General features: G+C 72.4%; 22 protein-coding genes and 1 riboswitch. Of the genes, 13 read left to right on the top strand and 9 right to left on the bottom strand.

Features of this window, described 5'->3' with window-relative positions:
- Positions 1-39: 39 nt before the first annotated feature.
- On the bottom strand, positions 40-1,230 hold the full coding sequence (locus AB0368_RS25455) for a beta-1,3-glucanase family protein (protein WP_366156464.1): 1,191 nt from the start codon (positions 1,228-1,230) through the stop codon (positions 40-42).
- Between the two features lie 349 nt (positions 1,231-1,579).
- Between AB0368_RS25455 and AB0368_RS25450 the strand changes: the two genes are divergently transcribed.
- Positions 1,580-2,233, top strand: coding sequence for a carbohydrate-binding protein (locus tag AB0368_RS25450; protein ID WP_366156463.1), 654 nt, complete (start codon positions 1,580-1,582; stop codon positions 2,231-2,233).
- 2 nt (positions 2,234-2,235) lie between these two features.
- Here AB0368_RS25450 and AB0368_RS25445 read toward each other — a convergent pair whose 3' ends face one another.
- Positions 2,236-2,652, bottom strand: a complete 417-nt coding sequence (locus AB0368_RS25445) for a cupin domain-containing protein (protein WP_366156462.1) — start codon at positions 2,650-2,652, stop codon at positions 2,236-2,238.
- Between the two features lie 102 nt (positions 2,653-2,754).
- Between AB0368_RS25445 and AB0368_RS25440 the strand changes: the two genes are divergently transcribed.
- Genes AB0368_RS25440 through AB0368_RS25425 form a run of 4 tightly spaced genes read left to right on the top strand, consistent with a single transcriptional unit; the run spans position 2,755 to position 6,234 of the window.
- Positions 2,755-3,480, top strand: coding sequence for an ATP-binding cassette domain-containing protein (locus tag AB0368_RS25440; protein ID WP_366156461.1), 726 nt, complete (start codon positions 2,755-2,757; stop codon positions 3,478-3,480).
- On the top strand, positions 3,477-4,247 hold the full coding sequence (locus AB0368_RS25435) for an ABC transporter permease (RefSeq protein ID WP_366156460.1): 771 nt from the start codon (positions 3,477-3,479) through the stop codon (positions 4,245-4,247). The genes AB0368_RS25440 and AB0368_RS25435 overlap by 4 nt, the downstream gene beginning before the upstream one ends.
- 17 nt (positions 4,248-4,264) lie before the next feature.
- Positions 4,265-5,575, top strand: coding sequence for a sensor domain-containing protein (locus AB0368_RS25430; RefSeq protein WP_366156459.1), 1,311 nt, complete (start codon positions 4,265-4,267; stop codon positions 5,573-5,575).
- Between the two features lie 14 nt (positions 5,576-5,589).
- Complete coding sequence (locus AB0368_RS25425) at positions 5,590-6,234, top strand: response regulator transcription factor (RefSeq protein ID WP_366156458.1); 645 nt, start codon at positions 5,590-5,592, stop codon at positions 6,232-6,234.
- 43 nt (positions 6,235-6,277) lie between these two features.
- On the opposite strand, the gene AB0368_RS25420 is transcribed toward AB0368_RS25425, so the two are convergent.
- Together AB0368_RS25420 and AB0368_RS25415 are read right to left on the bottom strand one after the other, a co-directional pair.
- On the bottom strand, positions 6,278-6,400 hold the full coding sequence (locus AB0368_RS25420) for a hypothetical protein (protein ID WP_366156679.1): 123 nt from the start codon (positions 6,398-6,400) through the stop codon (positions 6,278-6,280).
- A gap of 226 nt (positions 6,401-6,626) precedes the next feature.
- Positions 6,627-7,682 (bottom strand): hypothetical protein, encoded by a 1,056-nt coding sequence (locus tag AB0368_RS25415; RefSeq protein ID WP_366156457.1) that lies wholly within the window; start codon positions 7,680-7,682, stop codon positions 6,627-6,629.
- Between the two features lie 293 nt (positions 7,683-7,975).
- On the opposite strand from AB0368_RS25415, the gene dinB reads away from it, so the two are divergent.
- Positions 7,976-9,166, top strand: a complete 1,191-nt coding sequence (dinB, locus tag AB0368_RS25410) for a DNA polymerase IV (protein ID WP_366156456.1) — start codon at positions 7,976-7,978, stop codon at positions 9,164-9,166.
- Between the two features lie 11 nt (positions 9,167-9,177).
- On the opposite strand, the gene AB0368_RS25405 is transcribed toward dinB, so the two are convergent.
- A complete protein-coding gene (locus AB0368_RS25405) occupies positions 9,178-10,413 on the bottom strand; it encodes a YbiU family protein (RefSeq protein ID WP_366156455.1) in 1,236 nt (411 codons plus the stop codon).
- A gap of 94 nt (positions 10,414-10,507) precedes the next feature.
- Here AB0368_RS25405 and AB0368_RS25400 point away from each other — a divergent pair, with 94 nt between their 5' ends.
- Genes AB0368_RS25400 through AB0368_RS25390 form a run of 3 tightly spaced genes read left to right on the top strand, consistent with a single transcriptional unit; the run spans position 10,508 to position 12,801 of the window.
- The gene (locus AB0368_RS25400; RefSeq protein WP_366156454.1) at positions 10,508-11,608 is read left to right on the top strand and encodes an ROK family transcriptional regulator; all 1,101 of its coding nucleotides are present in this window, start codon (positions 10,508-10,510) and stop codon (positions 11,606-11,608) included.
- Between the two features lie 18 nt (positions 11,609-11,626).
- Positions 11,627-12,382: a precorrin-6A synthase (deacetylating) gene (gene cobF / locus AB0368_RS25395; RefSeq protein WP_366156453.1), complete on the top strand. Its 756-nt coding sequence runs from the start codon at positions 11,627-11,629 to the stop codon at positions 12,380-12,382.
- Positions 12,379-12,801: an NUDIX domain-containing protein gene (locus AB0368_RS25390; protein WP_366156452.1), complete on the top strand. Its 423-nt coding sequence runs from the start codon at positions 12,379-12,381 to the stop codon at positions 12,799-12,801. Before cobF ends, AB0368_RS25390 begins: the two co-directional genes overlap by 4 nt.
- Here AB0368_RS25390 and cobN read toward each other — a convergent pair.
- Complete coding sequence (gene cobN / locus AB0368_RS25385) at positions 12,798-16,343, bottom strand: cobaltochelatase subunit CobN (protein WP_366156451.1); 3,546 nt, start codon at positions 16,341-16,343, stop codon at positions 12,798-12,800. The genes AB0368_RS25390 and cobN overlap by 4 nt on opposite strands.
- 51 nt (positions 16,344-16,394) lie before the next feature.
- A riboswitch (cobalamin riboswitch) is annotated at positions 16,395-16,471 on the bottom strand.
- A 167-nt stretch (positions 16,472-16,638) separates the two neighbouring features.
- Between cobN and AB0368_RS25380 the strand changes: the two genes are divergently transcribed.
- Genes AB0368_RS25380 through AB0368_RS25370 form a run of 3 tightly spaced genes read left to right on the top strand, consistent with a single transcriptional unit; the run spans position 16,639 to position 19,977 of the window.
- The gene (locus AB0368_RS25380; protein WP_366156450.1) at positions 16,639-17,853 is read left to right on the top strand and encodes a precorrin-3B synthase; all 1,215 of its coding nucleotides are present in this window, start codon (positions 16,639-16,641) and stop codon (positions 17,851-17,853) included.
- A gap of 1 nt (position 17,854) precedes the next feature.
- The gene (locus AB0368_RS25375; RefSeq protein ID WP_366156449.1) at positions 17,855-18,472 is read left to right on the top strand and encodes a precorrin-8X methylmutase; all 618 of its coding nucleotides are present in this window, start codon (positions 17,855-17,857) and stop codon (positions 18,470-18,472) included.
- Between the two features lie 2 nt (positions 18,473-18,474).
- Positions 18,475-19,977 (top strand): precorrin-2 C(20)-methyltransferase, encoded by a 1,503-nt coding sequence (locus tag AB0368_RS25370; protein WP_366156448.1) that lies wholly within the window; start codon positions 18,475-18,477, stop codon positions 19,975-19,977.
- Here AB0368_RS25370 and AB0368_RS25365 read toward each other — a convergent pair.
- The 3 genes from AB0368_RS25365 to cbiE are packed head-to-tail and all read right to left on the bottom strand — an operon-like array spanning position 19,965 to position 22,676.
- Positions 19,965-20,687 carry a cobalt-precorrin-6A reductase gene (locus AB0368_RS25365; protein WP_366156447.1) on the bottom strand — a complete coding sequence of 241 codons (723 nt, stop codon included), beginning with the start codon at positions 20,685-20,687 and terminating at the stop codon, positions 19,965-19,967. The genes AB0368_RS25370 and AB0368_RS25365 overlap by 13 nt on opposite strands.
- Positions 20,675-21,418: a precorrin-4 C(11)-methyltransferase gene (cobM, locus tag AB0368_RS25360; RefSeq protein ID WP_366156446.1), complete on the bottom strand. Its 744-nt coding sequence runs from the start codon at positions 21,416-21,418 to the stop codon at positions 20,675-20,677. The genes AB0368_RS25365 and cobM overlap by 13 nt, the downstream gene beginning before the upstream one ends.
- Positions 21,419-21,446: 28 nt before the next feature.
- Positions 21,447-22,676, bottom strand: a complete 1,230-nt coding sequence (cbiE, locus tag AB0368_RS25355) for a precorrin-6y C5,15-methyltransferase (decarboxylating) subunit CbiE (protein WP_366156445.1) — start codon at positions 22,674-22,676, stop codon at positions 21,447-21,449.
- 70 nt (positions 22,677-22,746) lie between these two features.
- Between cbiE and AB0368_RS25350 the strand changes: the two genes are divergently transcribed.
- Complete coding sequence (locus tag AB0368_RS25350) at positions 22,747-23,916, top strand: phosphatidylinositol-specific phospholipase C (protein ID WP_366156444.1); 1,170 nt, start codon at positions 22,747-22,749, stop codon at positions 23,914-23,916.
- The last annotated feature ends 102 nt before the right edge of the window (positions 23,917-24,018 follow it).

Below are 24,018 nucleotides of genomic sequence, written 5' to 3'. Positions count from 1 at the left end.
GGGGCGGCCTCCCGGCCGCCCCTGCCGCCGATGCCTCGCCTACTCGAACGGCGTCAGCGTGATGCCGATCGACGTCGGATTGCCGTCGTGCACCAGCGACTCCTGGTTGGCGACGTCGTCGAACGCGAACGCGTACGCCTTGCCGTCGATCATCTGCTCGTGGATCGCCTTCGCGTACTCGTTGGTCGGGTCGTTGCGGTAGAACGTCGACGAGTCGGTGCTCGGCTCCGCCGGCTGCGTGCCCAGCGTGGTGCGCTGCAGGGCGGCGCAGAGGCTGCGCGCGATCGGGCCGACGACCAGGTCGTTCGGGGCGCCCAGGTTGCCGTCGCAGCCCCAGACGTTCGCCGTGGTCGGCTTCGTGAACGTGGCGACCTGCGCGCCGGTCGCGTCAGTGAAGGTCATGACGTCCCCGGCGGTCCGGCCCTTGAAAACCTTGTCCGGCTGCTCGGCGAACGGCTTCACCACCAGGTCTGTGGTCACATATGTGACCCACGCCTTGTCGATGTAGGACGCCAGGTACCCGGGGTCGAACGAGCCACCGTCGGCGCCCTTGCCGGGCGAGAGCACCCGCAGCACCGTACCGTCGGCGGCGGTCTGGACGAGCTTGCTGAACTCGTCGTCGGCCCGCATGGCGTCGACGACGGCGTCGCGGCCGCCCGGCTTGAGCTTGCCGGTGGCCAGGGTCTGCCCGTTCGAGCCGGTGACGCTGACCTCGTGCGGCACGGCGAACATGTCCACCTGGGAGCTGTTGAGGAACACCCCGGAGTCGTTGTACGTGAACTCGCTCCAGTCGAACAGCACGTCGCTGTTGGCGTCGCCGGCGGCCCACGGGGCGGGCTGCACGAGGCCGCCGTCCTGGGTGAGTTTGAAGTCGAGCTTGTCGCCGAAGGACATGTACATGCGCCCGGAGAGACCCCGCGGGACGCCGATGGTCTTGCTCGCCCCGTTCGCCGGGCCGTCGATCGACACGTCGGGAGCGGGTACGGGCGGGTTCGCGCCGCCGCTCCACGGGGTGAAGGTGCCCGATTCGGTGACGAAGCCGAGCTTGCCGCCGGACTCGCCGAGCACGTACAGGTGCACGTCCTGGTTGCGGCCGGAGTTGTTGGTGACCGTCAGCGGGAGGACGTCCGGTCCGGTCGCCGCCTGGGCGGCGGGGACGACCGCGATGGCGGCGGGGACGGCGACGGCCGCCACGGCCAGCCCCAGCATGGTTTTCCGATTGAGTCGCATTCGCACTCCACTGTCCGGCCTCCGGTTCGGCGCGGGCCCGGCCACCGGGCCGAGAGGGATCCCACACCGGCCAGGAACGCTTCGGAGGCGGACACGGGAAGGGGGATGCGTCCTGGCCGTCACGCTCCGCATCGCCGTCGGCTGTGAGAGCGCTCTCAACCACTGTCGTATGGCGGTTCAAAGATGTCAACCAATACATTTCGTCCCGTATCACAGATACAAATGTTTCGCACTCTCGAACGACAGTGCAGCTCAGGGCCAGTGTGGAGGATTATTCGGGCGAATTCGCGCCCGGTCACTGAGCGCTATCTCGTTCATCATCACCGTGCTGGGTTATCCTCTCGATCCGATGACTACGCCCGCCACACCGCCGCCGGGGGTCTACACCTCCCGGTCGAGGGTCACCCGCAACCGGGCCGCGCTGGCCGCGGCCGGGCTGGCGCTCGCCCTGCTCGGCTATCTGATCGGCCGCCTCCAGGGCGGTGCCGCCGATCCTGCCCCGGCCGCGGCCGCGATTCCGCAGGGCTCCGCCGCGGCATCCACGCCTTCCGCGGCGCCGTCCTCGGAGCCGCCGCCGGCCCCCGAGGGCGGGACAGATGCGTACACGACGATCCAGGCGGAGAACGCCACCAACCAACAGGGCGTGGAGTACGAGGACACCGAGGACGAAGGCGGCGGCCGGAACGTCGGCTGGGTGAACAACGGCGACTGGCTGCGCTACGACCAGGTCAACTTCGGCGCGACCCCGGCGACCCGCTTCGCGGCGCGGGTGGCTTCCGACGTCGGCGACGGCGTCACCGGGCAGCTAGTGCTCCACCTCGACAGCCCGTCAGCACCCTCGGTCGGCGGCCTGACGGTGGGTTATCTGGGCGGCTGGCAGAGCTGGCAGACGCAGTCCACCGTGATCACGCCGGTGAGCGGGATGCACACCCTCTTCATCACGTTCTCGAGCCAGAGCGGCACCGAACTCCTGAACCTGAACTACTTCGCCTTCAGCCACTGACCTCAGGCCATACGGAAGTCGGCGAAGTCGAAGCCGGGTGACACCACACAGCTGACCAGGACCGGTACGTCGCCGGCCGGCAGGGCGCTCTGCCACACCCCCGCGGGCACCAGCGCCTGAGGAGCGTGCGAGTCGAGGCGTACGACCTCACCGGGCTCCCGCGGTTCCGGCCCTGAGCCACCGAGGCGCAGCTCGAGATCGCCGGAGTGCAGGAGCCACAGCTCGTCCGACGTGACCACGTGCCACGCCGAGGACTCCCCCGGCTGGAGCAGGAAGTAGATGGCGGTGGCGGCGGCACGCGGGCCCCGGTACCCCTGCGGTTCGAAGACGACCGCGGACCGGAAGGTCTCGCGGTACCAGCCACCCTCGGGGTGGGGTCGCAGATCCAGGGCCTCGGCGAGCGGCGGTCGGGTCGTCATGATCCTTGTCTACCCCATAGCGCGACGGGGGTGGAAACCCCCAGGCGGAGTCGGTTGGTTTCCGGCTTCTGACCGCCGGCGGCGCCGCCTAGCGTCGATCTTGTGATCGAACTTCATGAACTGACCAAGCGCTACGGCGACCGGGTCGCCGTCGACGGGCTGAGCTTCCGGGTCCAGCCGGGCGTGGTGACCGGCTTCCTCGGCCCCAACGGATCGGGCAAGTCGACGACGATGCGGATGATCCTCGGCCTGGACGCCCCGGACCACGGCCGGGCACTGATCGACGGCGTCCGGTACCCGGACCTGAACTGGCCGTTGAAGAAGGTCGGCACGCTCCTCGACGCCGGGGCGTTCCATCCCGGCCGAAGCGCGCGTGCGCACCTGGCCGCACTGGCCGCGAGCAACGACATCCCCGCTTCCCGGGTCGAGCAGGTGCTGCGCATGGTCGGCCTGTCCGGCGCGGCGACGCGGCGGGCCGGAACGTACTCGCTCGGCATGCGCCAGCGGCTCGGCGTCGCCGTGGCCCTGCTCGGCGACCCGGGCGTCCTGCTGCTCGACGAGCCGGTCAACGGACTGGACCCGGAGGGCATCCGCTGGATCCGGGACCTGCTGCGCGGGCTCGCCGCCGAGGGCCGGACGGTGTTCGTGTCCAGCCACCTGATCGCCGAGATGGCGCTGACCGCCGACCGGCTGGTGGTCATCGGCCGCGGCCGGCTGCTGGCCGAGACGACGGTCGCCGAACTGGCCGGCGGCGCCGAAAGCCTGGAGGACGCGTTCTTCCAGCTCACCTCGCAGGCCACCGACTATCGCGGAACGGGAGCGTCATGAACGGGTACGGATTCCGGCACGCGGCCCGGATGGAGCGGATCAAGCTGAGCAGCGTCCGGTCGACCTGGTGGCTGGCGATCGCGGCGGTGGTCTCGATGGCCACGGCCGGGGCCGGGGTGGGACTCGGGTACCGGTCGCACGCCCCGGTCCCCACCGCCGCCCAGATCCTGAACAACAGCCTCGGCGGCGCCATCCTGGCCCAGCTGCTCCTCGGAGCGCTCGGCGTCCTGGTGGTGACCGGCGAGTACGGCACGGGGATGATCCGGTCGACGTTCGCCGCCGTCCCGCGGCGCCGGATCGTCCTGGCCGCGAAGGTCGCCGTGTGCGGAGGCGCGGCTCTCACCGTCGGCCAGCTCGCGAGCTTCGCCGGCTATCTGAGCGGGCAGCTCGCGATCCGCGGTACCGCCATCCCGGCCGCGTCCCTCGGGGAGCCGGCGATCCTGCGCGCGGTCGTGCTGACCGGGGTGTATCTGGGTGCCACGGCGCTGATCGGGGTCGGCATCGGGACGATCGTGCGGCACGGGGGCGCCGCGATCGGCACGCTGTTCGCCCTGATGTTCGTCCCGATGATCGTGGCCGGCCTGTTCGGCGAGAGCGCGATCCAGGTCGGCCGCTTCGTCCCGCTGCTGATGCTGCTCAACTCGATCGCGGTGACCTCGCCGGTACCCGGCCTGTTCCCGGGCTGGATCAGCGCGCTGTTGATGTGCGGCTACGCGGCGGTGGCGATCCTGGGCGGCGGCATGCTGCTCCGCCGTCGCGACGCGTGACCGACGACAATGGGCCGATGACCACGCTGCGCGCGCCGTTCACCACCCTGGCCCTGCGCCAGGCGGTGTACTGCGTCGCCGGCGTGGTCAGTGCGGCCGCGATCCTGGCCGTACCCGCGGTCGTGCCGGCCCTGGGCGTCCTCTTCCTCTGGGCGACCGGGGCCCTGTCCCGCCGGCCCGCACCTGCCGTCGCACCGGTGTTCCTGGTCCTGTTCCCGCTGACCATCGCGCTCCTGGTCGTCCTGGCCGCCCCGATCGGGCGGGCGATGGGAGCGGTACATCGCAGACTCGCGGAGCGGCTGCTTTCCGTGCACATGGACGCCCCTCCGCCCCGGCGGGCCCTGATCACCGACGGGCCGGGATGGCGCGCCGTCGGTTATGCCCTGCTCAAGGTGCCGCTGGCCATCCCGCAGGGCTACGGCGCGTTCTGCTACGTGTTCGGCGTGGTCAACCTCAGCTACCCGGTGTGGTGGCCGCTGTTCCGCAACCACCCGGCCGGGACGCGCCTCGGGCCGGTGTGGGCGCTGACGCCGTTCGGCACCATCGGTACGCGGACGTTCGCCGGAACGTTCCTCATAGCCGCGGCAGGCCTCGCCATGCTGCTGGTCGCACCATGGTTGATGCGGGCCGGCACGACCCTTGACCTTGCCGCGATGCGACGGCTGCTCGGTCCGCGCGGCCTCGCCGAGCGCGTACGCGAACTGCAGGTCACCCGGGCCCGCGCGATCGACGACGCGGCCGCGATGATGCGCAGGCTGGAGCGGGACCTGCACGACGGCGCGCAGATCCGGCTGGCCACGCTGGCGATGAATCTCGGCATGGCCACCGAGAAGCTCGGTGCCGACGGCCCGCCACCCGACCTCGCCCAGGCCCGCGAACTGGTCGCGCTCGCCCACCGCGGAGCGAAGGACGCCCTCGCCGACCTGCGCGACCTCGTACGCGGCATCCACCCGCCGGTCCTCGACAACGGTCTCGGCGACGCGCTGGCGACGCTCGCGACGAGCAGCGCCATCCCGGTCGCGGTCCACCTCGAGCTGCCCGACCGTCCGGCACCCGCGATCGAGACCATCGCCTACTTCTGCGCCTCCGAGCTGCTCGCGAACGCGGCCAAACACAGCCGGGCGACCCGCATCAACCTCGGCGTCGTCCGATCCGGCGAACACCTGACGGTGACCGTCGAGGACGACGGCATCGGCGGGGCGAAGCCGGACGGTCCCGGCCTGTCCGGCCTCGCCCACCGCATCGCCGTCGTGGACGGCCGGATGCGCGTACACAGTCCGGCCGGGGGTCCGACCCGGGTCGAGATCGAGCTGCCCACACACGTGTGAACGGAGGCGACGACATGCGGGTCGTGATCGCGGAGGATGCCGCGATGATGCGCGAGGGACTGGTACGGCTGCTCACCGACCGCGGCTTCGAGGTTTGCGCGGCGGTGGCCGACGCGGAGGCGTTGCGGTCCGCGATCGCTGCGGTCGTACCGGAGGTGGCCATCATCGACATCCGGATGCCACCGACGCACACCGACGAGGGACTGCGCGCCGCGATCGACATCCGGCGCGACCATCCCGGCGTCGGCGTGCTGGTGTTCTCCCAGTACGTGGAGACCCGCTACGCGACCCGCCTGCTCGCCGACCGGCCGGCCGGCGTCGGATACCTGCTCAAGGACCGCGTCGCCGACGTCGCCGATTTCGTGGACGCGCTGACCCGGGTGGCCTCCGGTGGCACCGCGCTGGATCCGGAGGTGGTCGGCCACCTGATGCGGGCCGGGCGGGACACGGCCGAGGTGGCGTCGCTGACTCCCCGGGAGCGTGAGGTGCTTTCACTGATGGCCGAGGGACGGTCCAACGCCGGGATCGCGGCGGCCCTCGTCATCACGCCCGGGGTCGTGGAGAAGCACGTGGCGAACATCTTCGCGAAGCTCGGCCTGCCGCCCTCGGACAGCGACAACCGCCGGGTCCTGGCCGTCCTCCGCCACGTCAGCGGCTGACGTCACGAGCAGGCGACAGTCAGTCGTACATGTGTGCGACTACTCAGGTTTCCAGGGGCAGATCCAGGATGACTCCGCCGAGGCAGAGGTAGATGGCTGCGGTGAGGGCGTCGAGGTTTCGGAAGCCGAAGCCGCGTCGTTGGATCAGCCGGATCTTGGCGTTGATGCCTTCGAGGCGGAGTTGGACAGGCCGAGTTCAACGGCGGCGACGATGGCGTCGGCGTGTTTCTCGATCCGGCGTAGCTCGCGCCGCCGGTCAGGAACCTGGCCGACGTGATGGTGCCGGCGTTCACGCCCGGACCGGAGATCGACCACTTCAGCGGGACGGTGCTATCAGCCTTGACGCCGGTCGGCCCCGCAGTCATCACCGGCGCCTCGAAGCCGCTGAAGGTCTACGCAGAGACCACCCTGATCCGGACCGTGGCCGTGCTCGTGTGGCCGGCCGAGTCGCGGGCAGTGACGGTGATGACGTGCTCGCCCTCGCTGAGCTGGTCGGCGTTCCACGGCAGCCAGGCGCCGGTGCCGAGCAGGCCGTCGCGGTCCGAGGACCACTGGACCGCGGTGTCGTCGAGGTGGCCGTCCTCGACGTCGTGGGCCTGGGCGATGAACACGATGGCCTGTTCGCCGGTGAACACCTTCCCCGCGCCGGGGGCGGACACACTGACCATGGGCGCCAGGTCGGGCAGCGAGAATGTCTCGGAGACCGCGGTGGTGCTGCGGACTCCGTCGCTGGCGATCACCTTGAGCTGGGCGTGGGTGCTGCCGGGCAGCGACCACCGCGGCACCGACATCGACGAGCCGGTGAGGTCGACCCCGATGACCTGCCAGCTGGTGCCTCCGTCGGCGCTGTAGAGCACGGTGTTGGCCAGCGAGGCCGCGTCGGCGTCGCGCGAGGACCAGGAGATGGTGAGCCGCTCGGTGCTGCCGGTGGCCGGGACGTCGACTGAGACCGTCGGCGCGGCCGTCGTGGCGGTCGTGGTGGCCAGGGTGCGACCGTCGGCGGCGCGGAGCTGTACCCGGGCGACGCCGGTCAGGTCGGCGGGGACGACGACGTTGAAAAGCGACGCCTGCGGGCCGGCCCCGGCGCCGCCGGGCCCCGCGTCGGCGTCCTGGTGCCCGGGGGTGAACCGCACGCTGTGCAACACCACACCCGCGGCGTCCTGCAAGACCAGTTCGTGGGTGCCGTCAGGGTCGCTCGGGGTGGGTGCCAGGTCGACCGCCAGGGCCGGCTTGAATTGAGCGCTCGCGCCGTCGGCCGCGATGATGCCGCGCAGCGTCAGGCCCGAGCCGACCGGCCGTGGCGCGGCGGCCCAGCCGCTGATCGGGTTCCAGTGCGCCGGCGCCGCTGAGACGAACCCGGCCAGCATCGCGACCGCACCGCATGCTGCGACGACACCGGTACGCCGACTTGCCGGCCGCGAACCGAAAACCGCCTTGAACACAATCACCCCCCGCTTGTAGTCGATAACCGTCGGCCTGGACGGGGCCCTGAACACCCGGACCTCGCCGAATCCCGCGACAAGATCCGTGCGTGAGGCCCACCAGGCACGGCTACACAGGCGGTCCTCATCGGCACACCCAGCGGCTCACAGCAGGTATTGACACAAACTTGAGCTCAGCGCCCCCTGGCCAACTAGGCCTTGCAATGGCCAACCAACGGTCGCAGTCACACCATGACCCTGCGAGCTGTTCGACGCCCACAGAAGCCCGAGCAGTCGTACATGTGTTCTAAGATGGCGCCGTGGACGACCGGGCGACCATCCTGCACGCCGACCTCGACTCGTTCTACGCGTCGGTCGAGCAGCGTGACGACCCCGGCCTGCGCGGGCGTCCGGTGCTGGTCGGCGGCGGCGTGGTGCTGGCCGCCAGCTACGAGGCGAAGGCGTTCGGTGTGCGGACGCCCATGGGCATCGCCCAGGCCCGGGCCCTCTGCCCGCAGGCGATCGTGGTCCCGCCGCGGATGAAGGCGTACTCGGCGGCGAGCAAGGCGGTCTTCGAGGTGTTCCGGGACACCACGCCGATCGTCGAGGGCATCTCCATCGACGAGGCTTTCCTGGAGGTCGGCGGCCTTGAGCGGATCCGGGGCGCGCCGCCCTCGATCGCCGCCGAGCTGAGGGTACAGGTGCGGGAGCGGGTGGGCCTGCCGATCACCGTGGGAGTGGCCCGCACCAAGTTCCTGGCCAAGGTGGCCAGCGGCGTCGGCAAGCCGGACGGCCTGCTCGTGGTGGCGCCCGGGCAGGAGCTGGCGTTCCTGCATCCGCTGCCGGTCGAGCGGCTGTGGGGCGTCGGCCCGATCACCGCCGGCAAGCTGCGGGAGCGCCAGATCCGTACGGTCGGGCACGTGGCCCGGATCGGCGAGGCGGCCCTGGTGGCGATCCTGGGCGCGCACGCCGGGCGGCACCTGCACGCCCTGGCGCACAACCGCGACCCCCGGCGGGTCCGCGTCGGGCACCGGCGCGGCTCGATCGGCTCGCAGTGCGCGCTCGGGCGGCGGCCACGCCCGTTCGAGGAGATCGACGCGACGCTCGCGGCGCTGGTCGACCGGGTCACGCGGCGGATGCGGGCGGCGGAGCGGGCCGGGCGTACCGTCACGCTGCGGCTGCGCTTCGGCGACTTCACCCGGGCGACCCGCTCCCGGAGCCTGCTCAAGGCGACGATGCAGACCCGGGCGATCCTGGAGACCGCCCGGGCGTTGCTGGTGGCCGCCCGCCCGCTGATCGAGGAGCGCGGCATCACGCTGGTCGGGGTCGCGGTGGGCAATCTGGACAGCGACGGCGCCGTGCAGCTCGAGCTGCCGTTCGAGGATCCGCACGACGACAGCCTCGACACGGCGCTCGACGCGGTCCGGGACCGGTTCGGCTCCGGCTCGGTCACCCGCGCGGCGTCGCTGGGCCGCCACCTGAACCCGTCGGTGCCGATCCTGCCCGACTGACCCGGCGATCCTCAGAGGCCCAGCTGAGCGCGGCCGATGTCGCTGAGCTCGTCGGCGGCGGGCCGGCCGGCCCAGGTCGCCTCGTAGTCCTCGGCCGCGAAGTCGCTCGGGCTGACTCCCTTGAGGAACGCCTGGCCGCACCCGGCGGCATAGGCGGCGTTCTTCTCGCACCACGGGCTCGCCGGGATGTACATGACGTTGCCCCAGCCCTGCTGGTCCTGGACCGCGCCCACCGAGTGGATCATGTCGCCGTGCCACCAGACGGTGTCGCCGGGCTCGACCGCGGGGATCGGGGTCAGCGCCGGCATCAGCACCGGGTGCCAGCGCTCGCTGACGGGCAGGGCCTGGCCGTTCGCGGCGCCGCAGAGGTCGTCGTCGGCGACGTCGTCCTGGAGCGCGCGCAGCAACAGGTACGACATCGCGCCCGGGATCGGGACCGCGTGCAGCACACCCTCGGTGGGGGCCATGTCGGACAGAGCGGTCCAGCCCTGGAAGGTACGGAAGGCCGAGCACATCACCGTCGACTCGTACTCGTCGACCTCGGTGCGGTACGCGCCGTCCCACGGGTCGTACGCGTCGACGTCGCCGCCGAAGACGTGCCGGAACACGTTCTGGTAGGCCGGGAGCAGCCAGCGCTCGACGGACCCGGAGTCGGTGTGGGCCGACAGGCCGGCGGAGTTGCTGCCGGGCTCGCGCCGCCGGACCCGGTCCGGGTACGCGGTGTCACGGGTCGGGTCGAACCACACCCGACCCTCGGACTCGTGCTTCCAGAAGGAGTTGAGGAAGGTACGGACGGCGACCATGTTGCCGTCCTCGCGCGCCTCCATCTGCGGCCGCGACCAGTAGATCGGGAAGATCGACGGCTTGCCCGCGGCGAGCCCTCCGAAGACGCCGTCGTCGACGTAGCGGTAGGTCCCGGCGAAGTCGTTGCGGTCCAGGTACGAGACGAGCTCGCCGTCCCACGCCTCGGCGCGCTCCCGCGGGAACGTGCCCTTGACGATCGCGCACCCGCGGCGGCGGACGGCCTCGACCAGCTCGGCCGGCACGGTGCCGGCGGCGACGTCGGAGAACTGCACGACCGGCCAGATCTCCTCGCCGGCGTCGCGGCGGGCGACGAGATCGGCGACCTCGGCCCGCATCAGCTCCTCGGCGCGGGCGAAAGCACCGGCGTAGTCGCCGATCCGGGCTCGCAGGGTGGTCTTGGTGTCGCGGATCGCGGCGCTGATGTCGGCCGGTGCGGTGGTCATCGTCCTGCCTCTCGCAGATTTGATTAGGTGACCTAACTAGAACCTTGACCTAATGTAAGAGGTGGAGGCCGAAGATCACAAGGGGTGGGTACGCGTGACTGTCCGCGCTTTGCCGCAGACCGTGCTGCGCGAGGCCACCGACCGGCGACTGCTCGACGAGACCATCCGGCAGGGGCGGACCACCCGCGCCGAGCTCGCCGACGTGACCGGTTACTCCCGGCCGACGGTGTCCGAGGCGGTCCGCCGCCTGGTCGAGGGCGGCCTGCTCGACGCCACCGGCCTCAAGGAGACCGGGCGCCGCGGGCGGGTCGGCACGTTCTACTCGCTGGGGGCGCGGGCCGGGTGGGTGCTCGCGCTCGAGCTCGACCAGTCCGGTGTGCACGCCCGCTCGGCCGACCTCGCCGGGCGCACCCTCGACGAGCTGCGGCGGCCGCCGACCCCACCCGGCGACGTGGACGCGCTGGTCGCCAGCCTGCGGGCGGTCGTGGGCACGGTGACCGGCGCCGAAGGCCCGCTGCGCGCGGTCGGCGTCTCGATCGCCAACCCGGTCGACCCGGTCACCCACCAGACGGTGCCGCTGGCGGGTACGCCGTTCCCCGAGGGCCTGCTGAGCCCCACGGAGCTGATCGGTGACCTGGTCTCCGCCCCGATCCTGGTGGACAACGACGTCAACCTGGCCGCGCTGGCCGAGCACCGCTCCGGACAGGCCGCCGGGGCGTCGAGCTTCGCGTACGTCTACGTCGGTGCCGGCCTCGGCGTCGGCCTCTACATCGGCGACCAGCTGATCCGGGGTGCGCACGGGCTCGCCGGCGAGATCGGCTACCTGCCCGGCGCCTCGGCCCCGACGCTCTCGGGCGACCTGGCATCGCGCGGCCTGGCCCGGTCTGACGCCCCGTCCAACGACGTGGCGGCGGTGCTGCGGGCCCTGGACCGCGGGGACGAGCGCACCCTGACCGTGCTCGCCGAGGCGGTCGGACGGGCGATCATCTCCGTGGCGGCGGTGGTGGACCCCGCCCTGGTACTGCTCGGCGGCCCGGTGGGCACCCATCCGGCGCTGCTCCCCCGGGTCCGCGACGGCCTGGCGTTCCCCGGCCCGCTCCGGCTGGAGCACGGCACCCTCGGCACGGAGGCCGCCCTCACCGGAGCCCTGCAGCTGGCCGTCGAACACGCCCGGGCGGCGGCCGTCGCCGGCTGATGGGGCAGACTGCACGGCGTGCGGAAGATCTACGTCATCGGAATAGGGGCCGGCGACCCCGACCACCTGACCCTGCAGGCAGCGAAGGCGATCGGCCGGACCGACGTGTTCTTCCTGCTGGACAAGGGCGAGGCCAAGGAGAGCATGATCGAGCTCCGGCGCCGGGTGCTCAAGGCGTACGGGAAACCCGGCCGCCGCATCGCCGAGGGCCGTGACCCGGACCGGAACCGCACCCCCGCCGACTACGAGGGCACGATCGCCGACTGGCGCCACCGCCGCTCCGAGGTGACCGAGGCCCTGATCCGCGAGCACCTGCTCGAGGACGAGACCGGCGCCTTCCTCGTGTGGGGCGACCCGTCCCTGTACGACTCGACGATCGCCATCCTCGACGAGATCCTGGCCCGCGGCGACACGCACTTCGACTACGAGGTGGTGCCGGGCATCAGCAGCGTCTCGGCCCTCGCTGCCAAGCACCGGATCGGCGTGAACCGGGTCGGGCAGCCGTTCCAGGTGACGACCGGCCGCCGGCTCGCCGAGGAATGGCCGGCGAACGTCGACGACGTGATCGTGATGCTCGACGCCCACCAGACCTTCGGCGCCGTGGACGCGGAGAACGTCGACATCTACTGGGGCGCGTACATCGGCACCCCGGACGAGCTGCTGATCTCCGGGCCGCTGGCGGAGGTTGCCGACGAGATCCGCCGGGTCCGCGCCGAGGCCCGGGAGCGGCACGGCTGGATCATGGACACGTACCTGCTCCGCCGCCGCCCGTGACGGCCATCCGCCCGATCGCGCTGGCGGCTGTCCGGCGCGGCGACGACCTGCTCGTCTTCGAGGGCCACGACGCCACGAAGGGCGAGACGTTCTACCGGCCGCTCGGCGGCGGCATCGAGTTCGGCGAGCCGGCCGTCGAGGCGCTGCGCCGCGAGCTGCGCGAGGAACTCGCGGCGGAGTTGTCGCGAGTGGAACTGCTCGGCGTGCTGGAGAACATCTTCGCCGCGTTCGGCCGGCAAGGCCACGAGATCGTCTTCGTGTACGCCGCCGACCTGGCCGAGCCGTCGCTGTACGAGCGCGACGACGTCGGCCGGATCATCGACGAGGGCAGCCCGGTCTCGTGGCAGCCGCTGAGCCGGTTCACCCGGGGCGAGGCGATCCTCTACCCCACCGGCCTGCTCGAGCTGCTGGCCCGCTAGGCGTCGCCTTCCAGGTCGCCCTCGGTCTCCAGGTAGACCTGTTGGAGGGCGGCGAGCGTGTCCGGGTCCGGGGCCTCCCACAGCTTGCGGTCCGCCGCCTCCAGCAGGCGTTCCGTGATGCCGTGCAACGCCCAGGGGTTCGACCGGGTCATGAACTTCTGGTTCTCCGGGTCCAGCACGTACGCCGCCGCGAGCTGCTCGTACATCCAGTCCGCGACCACGCCCGCCGTCGCGTCGTAGCCGAAGAGGTAGTCGACCGTCGCGGCCAGCTCGAAGGCGCCCTTGTAGCCGTGCCGGCGCATCGCCGCGATCCAGCGGGGATTCACCACCCGAGCCCGGAAGATCCGGGCAGTCTCCTCGGACAGGCTGCGGGTCCGTGCCGCGTCCGGGTTGGTGGAATCCCCGATGTACGCGGCCGGCGCGCGCCCGGTCAGCGCCCGTACGGTGGCGATCATGCCGCCGTGGTACTGGAAGTAGTCGTCGGAGTCGGCGATGTCGTGCTCACGGGTGTCGATGTTCTTCGCCGCCACCTCGATGCGCTTGTACGCGGTCTCCATGTCCGCACGCGCCGCCACGCCGTCCAGGTCCCGGCCGTACGCGAAGCCGCCCCAGACCGCGTACACCTCGGCGAGGTCGGCATCGCCGCGCCAGTTACGGCTGTCGATCAGCGGGAGGATGCCGGCGCCGTACGCGCCCGGCCGGGAGCCGAAGATGCGGGTGGTGGCCTGCCGCCAGCTCTTGCCCGTCTCGGCGTCGGCGAGCGCGTGCGCACGGACGAAGTTCTGTTCCGGCGCCTCCTCCAGGCCGGCGACCAGCCCGAACGCGTCGTCCAGCAGCGCCACCACGTGCGGGAAGGCGTCGCGGAAGAAGCCCGAGATGCGTACGGTCACGTCGATGCGCGGCCGGCCCAGCTCGTCCAGGCCGATCGGCTCGATGCCGGTGACCCGCCGCGAGGCCGCGTCCCAGAGCGGGCGTACCCCGAGCAGGGCGAGGATCTCAGCGATGTCGTCACCCGCGGTGCGCATGGCGCTGGTGCCCCACGCGGAGAGCCCGACCGACTTCGGCCAGTCGCCGTAGTCGTCGCGGTAGCGCTTGAGCAGCGACTCCGCCATCGCCTGGCCGGTCTCCCACGCGAGCGCGCTGGGAATGGCCTTCGGGTCCACGGAGTAGAAGTTGCGGCCGGTCGGCAACACGTTGATCAGCCCGCGCAGCGGCGAACCGCTCGGCCCGGCCGGCACGTATCCGCCGTCGAGGGCGTGCAGCACGTTCGTCAGCTCGTCGGTGGTCCGCGCGAGTCGCGGGACGACCTCCCGCGCCGCGAAGGCGAGGATCTCGCGGACCTGCGCGTCGTCCGTGATGTCCGGGACGTCCTCGGGCCAGCCGGCCTCCTCCATCGCCGCCACCAGCGCCCGCGCGCGGGCCTCGACGGCGTCCGTGTCGGCGGTGGAGGCCCCCTCGCGCAGGCCGAGCGCCTCGCGCAGGCCCGGGAGTGCCGCGACCTGCCCGGCCCACATCTGCTTGGCGCGCAGCATGGCCAGCACCAGGTTGATCCGGGCCTCTCCGGCCGGGGCCTCGCCCAGCACGTGCAGGCCGTCGCGGATCTGCACGTCCTTGACCTCGCAGAGCCACCCGTCGACGTGCAGGATGAACTCGTCGAACTCCTCGTCGCCGGGGCGGTTCTCCAGGCCCAGGTCGTGGTCCATCTTCGCGGCCTGGATCAGCGTCCAGATCTGCGCGCGGATCGCCGGCAGCTTCGCCGGGTCCAGGGTCGCGATGTTCGCGTGCTCGTCGAGGAGCTGCTCGAGGCGGGCGATGTCGCCGTACGACTCGGCCCGCGCCATCGGCGGGATCAGGTGGTCGACCAGGGTGGCGTGCGCCCGGCGCTTCGCCTGGGTGCCCTCGCCCGGGTCGTTGACCAGGAACGGGTAGATCAGCGGCAGGTCGCCCAGCGCCGCGTCGGTGCCGTCCGCGGCGGACATGCCGACGTTCTTGCCCGGCAGCCACTCCAGGTTGCCGTGCTTGCCGACATGCACGACCGCGTGCGCGCCGAACTCGTCGGCCAGCCACCTGTACGCGGCCAGATAGTGGTGGCTCGGCGGCAGGTCGGGATCGTGGTAGATGGCGACCGGATTGGCCCCGAACCCGCGCGGCGGCTGCACCATCACCACGGTGTTCTCGTCCCGCAGCGCGGCGAGCACGATGTCGCCCTTGTCCACATAGAGCTCGCCGGGCGGCGGACCCCAGTGCCGCTCCATGGATTCGCGCAGGTCGGCGTCGAGCGTCGCGAACCACGCCGCGTACGCCTCGCCGCTGATCCGTACCGTGTTGCTCTCCAGCTGTTCCTCGGTCAGCCAGTCGGGGTCCTGCCCGCCGGCCGCGATCAACGCGTGGATGAGCGCGTCACCGTCCTGCTCGGCGACGCCGGGGAAGTGCCCGATCCGGTAGCCGCACTCCTGCAACGCGGCGAGCAGCCGTACCGTCGAAGCCGGGGTGTCGAGCCCCACGGCGTTACCGATCCGGGAATGCTTGGTCGGGTACGCCGACAGCATGACCACGATCCGGCGCTCGGCCGGCGGCACGTGCCGCAGCCGCGCGTGGGCCACGGCGATGCCGGCCACCCGGGCAGCGCGCTCGGCGTCGGGGACGTACACGGAGAGCCCGTCCCGGTCGATCTCCTTGAAGCTGAACGGGACGGTGATGATCCGGCCGTCGAACTCGGGGATCGCGACCTGCGTGGCGGCGTCCAGCGGGGACAGCCCGTCGTCGCTGGCCTCCCACGCCTCGCGGCTGCTGGTCAGGCACAGCCCCTGCAGGATCGGCACGTCGAGATCGGCGAGCACCCCGACGTCCCACGCCTCGTCGTCACCGCCGGCGCCGACCGTCGCGGGCTTCGTGCCGCCTGCGGCGAGCACGGTCACGACCAGGGCGTCCGCCTTGCGCAGCTCGGCCAGGAGCTCTGCTGAGGCCGTACGCAAAGAAGCGGTGAAGATCGGAAGCGGCCGCGCACCCTTGGCCTCGACGGCCTGGCAGAGGGCCTCGACGAACGCCGTGTTGCCGGCCATGTGGTGGGCGCGGTAGTAGAGCACCGCCACGGTCGGACCGTCGACCGGGGCGGCCGCGCGCTCGAGCACACCCCAGTCGGGTGCGGGCACGGGCGCCGCGAAGCCGTTGCCGGTCAGCAGGATGGTGTCCGACAGGAAGTCGTGCACGGCGGCGAGGTTGTCCGGACCCCCGTACGCGAGGTAGGCGTGGGCCTCGGCCGCCACGCCGGCGGGAACCGTGGAGAGCTTCATCAGGTCGGCGTCGGGGGCCTGCTCGCCGCCGAGCACCACGACCGGGACCGGCCCGGCGAGCAGCGCGTCGAGCCCGTCCTCCCAGGCCCGGCGCCCGCCCAGGATCCTTACGACGATCAGGTCGACGCCGTCGGTGAGCGGGGGAAGGTCGGCGACGGCGGTCCGGGCGGGGTTGCCCAGGCGCCACTCCCGGTCACTGGCCCGGGCGCTGAGCAGGTCGGTGTCGGACGTCGACAGCAGCAGGAACACGGCTCTCCCCTCGGGGTCCGCGCCCCGGGTCGAAGGAATTGACGGCGACCGGAGTTCCTGGCTCCCGGGCAGGCTCTCAGAACCCGGTGACAGTGGCGGGACCGCGCCGGACTTCCACCGGCTTCCTCCGCGGCGTCGCCGCACGTGGCCTTCCACTCTGCCGACCGCCGCACGCCGAGTCAACGTGACGCGTTGTGACGATCCCGACCGGACGCCGCTGACCGCCGCGGGCGCGGATGTGACGATCCCGACCGGCCGCGGGAAAGTGTCGGGGGCGATCCGTAGTATCCGGGCCGTGTCCTCCCCCCTCGCCCGCCCCGAGACCGACGCCTGCCCCGGCGCGCTGCGGTTGCACGATGCCGCCGACGGGCCGTTGGCCCGGGTTCGCATCCCCGGTGGGCGGGTCAACGGCGTTCAGCTCGCCGCCCTGCGCGAGCTGGCCGAGGAGTGGGGTGACGGGCATCTCGAGCTGACCAGCCGTGCCAACCTCCAGCTTCGGGCTCTCGGCGGCGCGCCGCCCGCCCGGCTCGCGGAGCGGCTGGCGGCGGCCGGCCTTCTGCCCTCGCCGACGCACGAGCTGGTCCGCAACATCGCCGGGTCGCCGCTGCTGACCGACCCCGCGCCGGTCACCGCGCTGGACGCGGCGCTGTGCGCGGATCCCGCCCTGGCGGCCCTGCCCGGACGCTTCCTGTTCGCCATCGACGACGGCAGCGGCGACGTGGCCTTCTCCGCCGACGTGGCGGCGTTGCCGTCCGGAACGATCCTGTTCGGCGGCCGCGACCTGGGCCTGCGGGCGCCCGCCGGCCAGGCGGTTCCCGCCCTGCTCGCCGCGGCCCACGCGTTCCTCGCTCTCGCCGAGCAGAACGCGTCTTCCAGCGGCCGGCGACCGTGGCGCGTGCGGGAACTGACGGACGGACCCGCTCGCATGGCGGCGTGCACTGCCGCGGCCCTGGGCGTCACGCTGCTCGAATCCGATTCGTCCGTGCGCCGGCAGGCCCTGCGAGAGCCGATCGGGGCGATCCCGCACCGCGACGGGCGGACGGCCGTGGGAGCTCTCGTGCCGCTCGGGCGGCTCGGCGGGGATGCGCTCCGGACCCTGGAGACGGCCCGTGCGCTGGTCATCACCCCCTGGCGAGGCGTGATCGTCCCCAACCTGCCAGCGGCGGAGGCCGACGCCTGGATGCGTAAGCTCGCCGGGGCCGGGCTGGAGGTCGGTGCGGATTCCCGGTGGGCGGGCGTCACCGCCTGCGCCGGGCGGCCGGGCTGCGCGAAGTCCCTCGCGGACGTGCGATCGGATGCCGATGCGGCGACCCGGGCCGGTTCCGGCCTGCCGGTGCACTGGGTGGGATGTGCCCGGGGTTGCGGCAGCCCGGCGGGGCCGCACGTCCGGGTCGAGGCCACCGGCACCGGCTACGCCGTGGCGCGCAAACCGGAAGACGACGGGCGGGCGGCGGATCTCGTGCCGGTCGCCGAGGTGGCGGCGGTAATCGCCGTCCTGAGGAAGGGTTGAGATGGAGTACGTGCGCGACGGCGCGGAGATCTACCGGCGGTCGTTCGCGACCATCCGGGCCGAGGCCGACCTGTCCGGCCTGCCCGCCGACGTCGCGCGGGTCGCGGTTCGGATGATCCACGCCTGCGGGATGGTCGACCTGGTCCGCGACATCGCGTACAGCCCGGGGGTGGTGACGGCCGCGCGCAAGGCGCTGCTCGGGGGCGCACCGATCCTCTGTGACGCCGCGATGGTGGCTTCCGGGGTGACCCGCAAACGGCTGCCGGCGGACAACGAGGTCGTCTGCACGCTGCGGGACCCGGCCGTACCCGAGCTGGCCGCCGCGATCGGCAACACGCGCAGCGCCGCGGCGCTCGACCTGTGGGGTGACCGGCTCGGCGGCGCCGTCGTCGCGATCGGCAACGCGCCCACCGCCCTGTTCCGGCTGCTGGAGCTGGTGGCCGCGGGTGCGCCGCGGCCCGCCGCGGTGCTGGGCATCCCGGTCGGTTTCATCGGTGCGGCAGAGTCGAAGGACGCCCTGGCGGAGTCCGGGCTCGAGTATCTGATCGTCCGCGGACGCCGGGGCGGCAGCGCGATGACGGCGGCGGCGGTCAACGCGCTCGCCTCGGAGGAGGAGTGACAGTGGCGGGTCGGTTGTACGGCGTCGGGCTCGGCCCGGGCGATCCGGAGCTGGTCACCGTCAAGGCCGCCCGGCTCATCGCCGCCGCGGACGTGGTGGCGTACCACGCGGCCCGGCACGGGCGTTCGAACGCGCGGGCGATCGCGGCGGCGTACCTGCGGGTGGGGCAGATCGAGGAGCCGCTGATCTATCCCGTCACCACCGAGACCACCGACCACCCCGGTGGCTACCAGGGGGCGATCGACGAGTTCTACGCCGCGAGCGCCGAGCGCCTCGCCGCGCACCTCGACGCGGGTCGCGACGTCGTGGTGCTGGCCGAGGGCGATCCGTTCTTCTACGGGTCCTACATGCACATGCACAAGCGGCTGGCGCACCGGTACGAGGCTGAGGTCGTACCCGGGGTCACCTCGGTCAGTGCCGCATCGGCGGTGCTCGGGCGGCCGCTGATGGAACGCGACGAGACGCTGACCGTGCTCCCCGGCACGCTGCCCCCCGACGAGCTGGCGGCCAAGCTCGCCGGCACCGACTCCGCCGCGATCATGAAGCTGGGCCGCACCTTCGAGGGGGTCCGCGAGGCCCTGGACCGCGCCGGCCGCCTCGACGACGCCTGGTACGTCGAGCGCGCCACCACCGACAAGCAGCGCCACGGCCGGGTCGCGGACATCGACCCGGCGACGGTCCCGTACTTCTCCCTGGCCCTGCTCCCCAGCCCCGCCGCCGCGGCGTTCGTCGCCCCCGCCGAACCGGCCGGCGCGCACCCCGGGCAGGTCACAGTCGTCGGACTCGGGCCCGGCGCGCGCGAATGGCTCACCCCGGAGGCGCAGGCCGCGCTCGCCGAGGCGGACGACGTGGTCGGCTACGCCCCGTACGTGGACCGGGTGCCGCTCAACCCGAGGCAGCGCCGGCACGCGTCGGACAACCGGGTCGAGGCCGAGCGGGCGGCGTTCGCCCTCGACCTGGCCAAGCACGGGCGCCGGGTGGCGGTCGTGTCGTCCGGCGACCCGGGCGTGTTCGCGATGGCCGCGGCGGTGCTGGAGGTCAGCGAGGACCCGCACTGGAAGGACGTACCGATCCGGATCGTGCCGGGACTCACCGCGGCACAGGCCGTGGCGAGCCGGGCGGGCGCGCCGCTGGGACACGACTTCTGCATCATGTCGCTCTCCGACCGGCTGAAGCCCTGGGACGTGATCGCGTCCCGCCTGGCCTCGGCGGCGAGCGCCGACCTGGTGATCGCGATCTACAACCCGGCCTCGCAGAGCCGCAAGGAGCAGCTCGTCCGGGCACGGGACCTCCTGCTCGAGCACCGCGACCCGCAGACGCCCGTGGTGGTCGGCCGCGACGTGGGCGGCCCGCAGGAATCGGTACGCGTGACCACGCTCGGCGACCTGGACCCGGCCACGATCGACATGCGCTGCCTGCTGATCATCGGGTCCAGCCAGACCCGCGTGGTGACCCGGGGAGACGGCTCGGCCCAGGTCTTCACCCCCCGCAGCTACCCGAGCTGACCGACCCACCGCACGGCTTCGTCGACGGTGGCGGCCGTCGGCACACCGGCGGGCAGCGGCGGCCGGTCCACCATCACCACCGGGATCCGCAGCGCCCGGGCGGCCTCCAGCTTGGCGGTCGCCCCGCCGCTGTCCTTGGTGACCAGCACGTCGATGCGATGGGTACGCAGCAGCTCGCGTTCCGCCTCCAGGCTGAACGGCCCGCGGTCGAGCACCACCTCCAGCCGCCGCGGCACAGGCGGCGCCGGCGGCCCGACGGATCGCGAAAGGAACCAGCACCCGTCCAGCGCGGCGAAGGCGGCGATGCTCTGCCGCCCGGTGGTCAGGAAGACCCGCTCGCCCAGCGCCGGCACGACATCCGCGGCCGCCGCCAGGCTCGGCACCCGATGCCACACGTCTTCGGGCCGCGCCGTCCAGCCCGGGCGGCGCAGCACCAGCAACGGCACCCCGGCAGCCGGGCAGGCCCGCGCCGCGTGATCGGTCATGGCCGCGGCGAACGGATGCGTGGCGTCGACCACCGCGTCGATCAGTGCTTCCCGGAGATAGCGGACCAGGCCGTCGACCCCGCCGAACCCACCGATGCGCACCTCGCCCGGCGGCAGCAGCGGCGCGGACGTCCGCCCGGCCAGCGAACTGATCACCGGCATCCGGCCGGCGAGCGCCCGGCCCTCGGTGGTGCCGCCGAGGACCAGAACTCTCAGGTCCGGCATCGACCGGTCGAGTACAGGTGGCTGTCGGGGAACTGAGAAGCGGTGAGCGCGGCACCGACCACGATGACGGCGGTGCGCTTGACCCCAGCCTCGACGACCTTCGCCGCGATGTCGGCCAGTGTGCCCCGCAGAATCAGCTCGTCCTCCCGGCTGGCCCGGGCCACGACGGCGACCGGGCACTGCGGACCGTAGTTCGGCAGCAGCTCGGCGACCACCGCCTCGATCCGCTGGACGGCCAGGTGCAGCACCATCGTCGCGCGGCTCGCACCCAGCGTGGCGAGATCCTCACCGGGCGGCATCGCGGTCGCCCGCTCGGCCGTACGGGTCAAGATGACCGTCTGCGCCACCTCAGGCACGGTGAACTCCCGCCCGAGCGCCGCCGCGGCGGCCGCGAACGCGGGCACCCCCGGCACCACGTCGTACGGGACGCCGGCCGCGTCGAGCCGGCGCATCTGCTCGGCCACCGCGCTGAACACCGACGGGTCACCGGAGTGCAGCCGGGCCACGTCGTGCCCGGCCTTCGTGGCGTCGACCATCTCGGCGACGATCCGATCGAGGTCAAGGTTGGCGGTGTCGACGAGGCGAGCGCCGGGCGGGCATACGTCGAGCAGCTCCCGCGGGACCAGGCTGCCGGCGTACAGGCAGACGGGCGCGGCAGCGAGCAGGCGCTGTCCCCGTACCGTGATCAGGTCCGCGGCCCCGGGCCCCGCGCCGATGAAGTGAACCGTCACGGCTTGACCACCTCGCTTGCGCGCACCGTCACGGCTTGACCACCGACCAGATCGTCACCGGCATCATCGCTCTCCATCCCGTGAACCCGCCGACCGGCGACGCGCGGTTGACCGCGACCCGGGTCAGTTCCCCGCCGAGCTTGGCGTACCAGGCGGCCAGCACCGCCTCCGACTCGAGCGTGACCGCGTTAGCCACCAGCCTGCCGCCCGCCGGCAGCGCCTCCCACGCGGCCTCGACGACCCCGTCGCGCGTCACACCGCCGCCGATGAAGACCACGTCGGGCGCCGGCAACCCGGCCAGGCCGCCGGGTGCGCGACCCACGACGACCTTGAGCTTGGGTACGCCGAGAGCAGCGGCATTTGCCTCCACCCGCCCGGCCCGCTCGGGCGACGACTCGACGGCGACCGCCCGGCAGGCCCGATGGCTGCGCATCCACTCGATCGCGATGCTGCCCGAACCGGCGCCGACGTCCCAGAGCAGTTCGCCCGGCTGCGGTCCCAGCAACGCGAGAGTCACGGCCCGCACCTCGCGCTTGGTGAGCTGGCCGTCACTGTCGTACGCGTCGTCGGGCAGCCCGGGCGTCAGCGGCCGCGCCGCACCGCCGCGACCGCACTCGACGGCGACGACGTTGAGCGGATCGACGCCGGTCAGATCCAGCGAGGCGGCGGGCCCGGTCCGGGTGGTCTCCCGCTCGCCGCCCAGCTGGGCGAGGACGGTGAGGGTGCTGTCGCCGTACCCGCGCCCGGTCAGCAGCTCCGCGACCAGGGCGGGCGTACCCGCGTCCCGGCTCAGCACCAGAATCCGGCGCCCGGGGTGAACCAGCAGATGCAGCTCCTCGACCGGCGCGGACACCAGGCTCAGCACGTCGACATCGGCGAGCGGCCACCCGAGGCGCGCGGCGGCGAGCGAGACCGACGACGGATGCGGAATGACCCGCAGGGTTTCGGCCGTGGTCCCTTGCGTGGTGGCGAGGCGCGACAGGGTGGCGCCGATGCCGTGGAACATCGGATCGCCGCTGGCCAGGACCGCGATGCGGCGGCCGCGGTGCTCGTCGAGCAGCCCCGGGAGCGCGGGCAGCAGCGGCGAGGGCCACGGCACCCGCTCGCCGGTCACCTCGGCCGGGAGCAGGGCCAGCTGCCGGTCACCGCCGAGGATCACGTCGGCGGCCTTCAGCGCGGCGGTGGCCGTACCCGACAAACCGGCCCACCCGTCGGCGCCGATGCCGACCACGGTGAGCCCGGCGGGGTTGTCAGTCACGCCGGTGACGTTAGCTGCCGGACCACCGGCCTCCTTCCGCCGCTCCCCGGGGATCGATATCTTTCACTGCATGAAGCGCGCCCTCGCCGCTGCCGCCCTGACCGCGACCCTGACCGCCACCCTGGTCGTGACCCCCGGCGCCGCCCTCGCCGCCTCCCCCACCGCCGCCGCCGACTCCGCCGCCCCGCACCCCGCCGCCGCTTCCTCCCGACTGGCCGGCTCCTCCCGACTGGCCGGCTCCTCCCGACTGGCCGGCTCCTCCCGACTGGCCGGCTCCTCCCGAGTTGCGGGCTCTTCCGGACTTGCCGGCTCCTTCTGGCGCGCTGCTCCGGACGCGTCCTACCGGACGCTGGGCGCGGCTGAGCATCCTGACTGGATGCGCTCGGTGCCGGACGGCACCGGCCTGGCCGGCCTCTCGATCCCCGGCACGCACGAGACGATGGCGATCCACGGCGGGGGGCTCACCCAGACGCAGGAGGACTTCGGCGACAGCGGCGGCACCCTGGCCCGGCAGCTCGTCGCGGGTATCCGCATGATCGACATCCGCGCCCGGGTCAACGGCGGCAACACGTTCACGATCCACCACGGCGCCGTCTATCAGAACGCGAACTTCTCCGACGTCGTACGGGTGCTGTCGGACTTCCTCGCCGCCCACCCGGCCGAGACGGTGATCATGCGCCTGAAGCAGGAGTGCACCGGCGAGCTCGGCTCCTGTACGGACGTACCTGGCCAGAAAAGCTTTCCGGACATCTTCGACTCGTACCTGACGCCGGTGTTCTGGCAGCCCTCGGTGACGCGGGCTTCGGCCGCGGCCACGCCCACGCTCGGTCAGGTGCGCGGCAAGGTTGTCCTCGCCGTGCTGCACGGCGCGCATGGGAGCCCGATCGAGCACTACGGCCTCGCCCAGTTCGCTACCTGGACGGATGGGTCTTCGACCTACGTCCAGGACAATTATCAGGTACCGAACATCGGCGCCATTGCCACGAAACGCGATCAGGTCCGGCGTTTCCTCGATGCCACCAACGCGGGCGACCCGTCGAAGATCTACGTCAACTTCGGTTCCGGCGCGAGCCTGTTCGCTCAGCCTCAGCAGGTCGCGGGCGGGGCGTTCGGGGTGCAGGGGGTGGATCCGTTCCTGCTCACGTACCTGAACGAGGGTCACGGCCTGACCCGTACCGGCGCCGTCATGCTGGACTTTCCGGGCAGCGGCCTGATCGAGAAGGTGATCGGTTACAACTAGGTTTTTCGTCGCTCCGTTGAGCGTTAGCCCGCGAAACCGCGTAGTACCCGTCGACGGCCTCCTCCGACGGGTCGTCACGTCCGTCGCCGGGGGGTGACGGCC

Source organism: Actinoplanes sp. NPDC051475 (assembly GCF_040689425.1).
GTDB lineage: Bacteria > Actinomycetota > Actinomycetes > Mycobacteriales > Micromonosporaceae > Actinoplanes.
The sequence above is the reverse complement of the archived record's forward strand: the minus strand, read 5'-3'. Positions and strand labels throughout refer to the sequence as shown.

Excerpts from the sequence above, each read along its gene's own strand:
- AB0368_RS25430 (WP_366156459.1), top strand. The coding sequence starts at position 4,265 with ATGACCACGCTGCGCGCGCCGTTCACCACCCTGGCCCTGCGCCAGGCG.
- AB0368_RS25405 (WP_366156455.1), bottom strand. The coding sequence starts at position 10,413 with ATGACCACCGCACCGGCCGACATCAGCGCCGCGATCCGCGACACCAAG.
- AB0368_RS25435 (WP_366156460.1), top strand. The coding sequence starts at position 3,477 with ATGAACGGGTACGGATTCCGGCACGCGGCCCGGATGGAGCGGATCAAG.
- AB0368_RS25350 (WP_366156444.1), top strand. The coding sequence starts at position 22,747 with ATGAAGCGCGCCCTCGCCGCTGCCGCCCTGACCGCGACCCTGACCGCC.
- AB0368_RS25445 (WP_366156462.1), bottom strand. The coding sequence starts at position 2,652 with ATGACGACCCGACCGCCGCTCGCCGAGGCCCTGGATCTGCGACCCCAC.
- AB0368_RS25375 (WP_366156449.1), top strand. The coding sequence starts at position 17,855 with ATGGAGTACGTGCGCGACGGCGCGGAGATCTACCGGCGGTCGTTCGCG.
- AB0368_RS25450 (WP_366156463.1), top strand. The coding sequence starts at position 1,580 with ATGACTACGCCCGCCACACCGCCGCCGGGGGTCTACACCTCCCGGTCG.
- AB0368_RS25425 (WP_366156458.1), top strand. The coding sequence starts at position 5,590 with ATGCGGGTCGTGATCGCGGAGGATGCCGCGATGATGCGCGAGGGACTG.
- AB0368_RS25455 (WP_366156464.1), bottom strand. The coding sequence starts at position 1,230 with ATGCGACTCAATCGGAAAACCATGCTGGGGCTGGCCGTGGCGGCCGTC.
- AB0368_RS25365 (WP_366156447.1), bottom strand. The coding sequence starts at position 20,687 with ATGCCGGACCTGAGAGTTCTGGTCCTCGGCGGCACCACCGAGGGCCGG.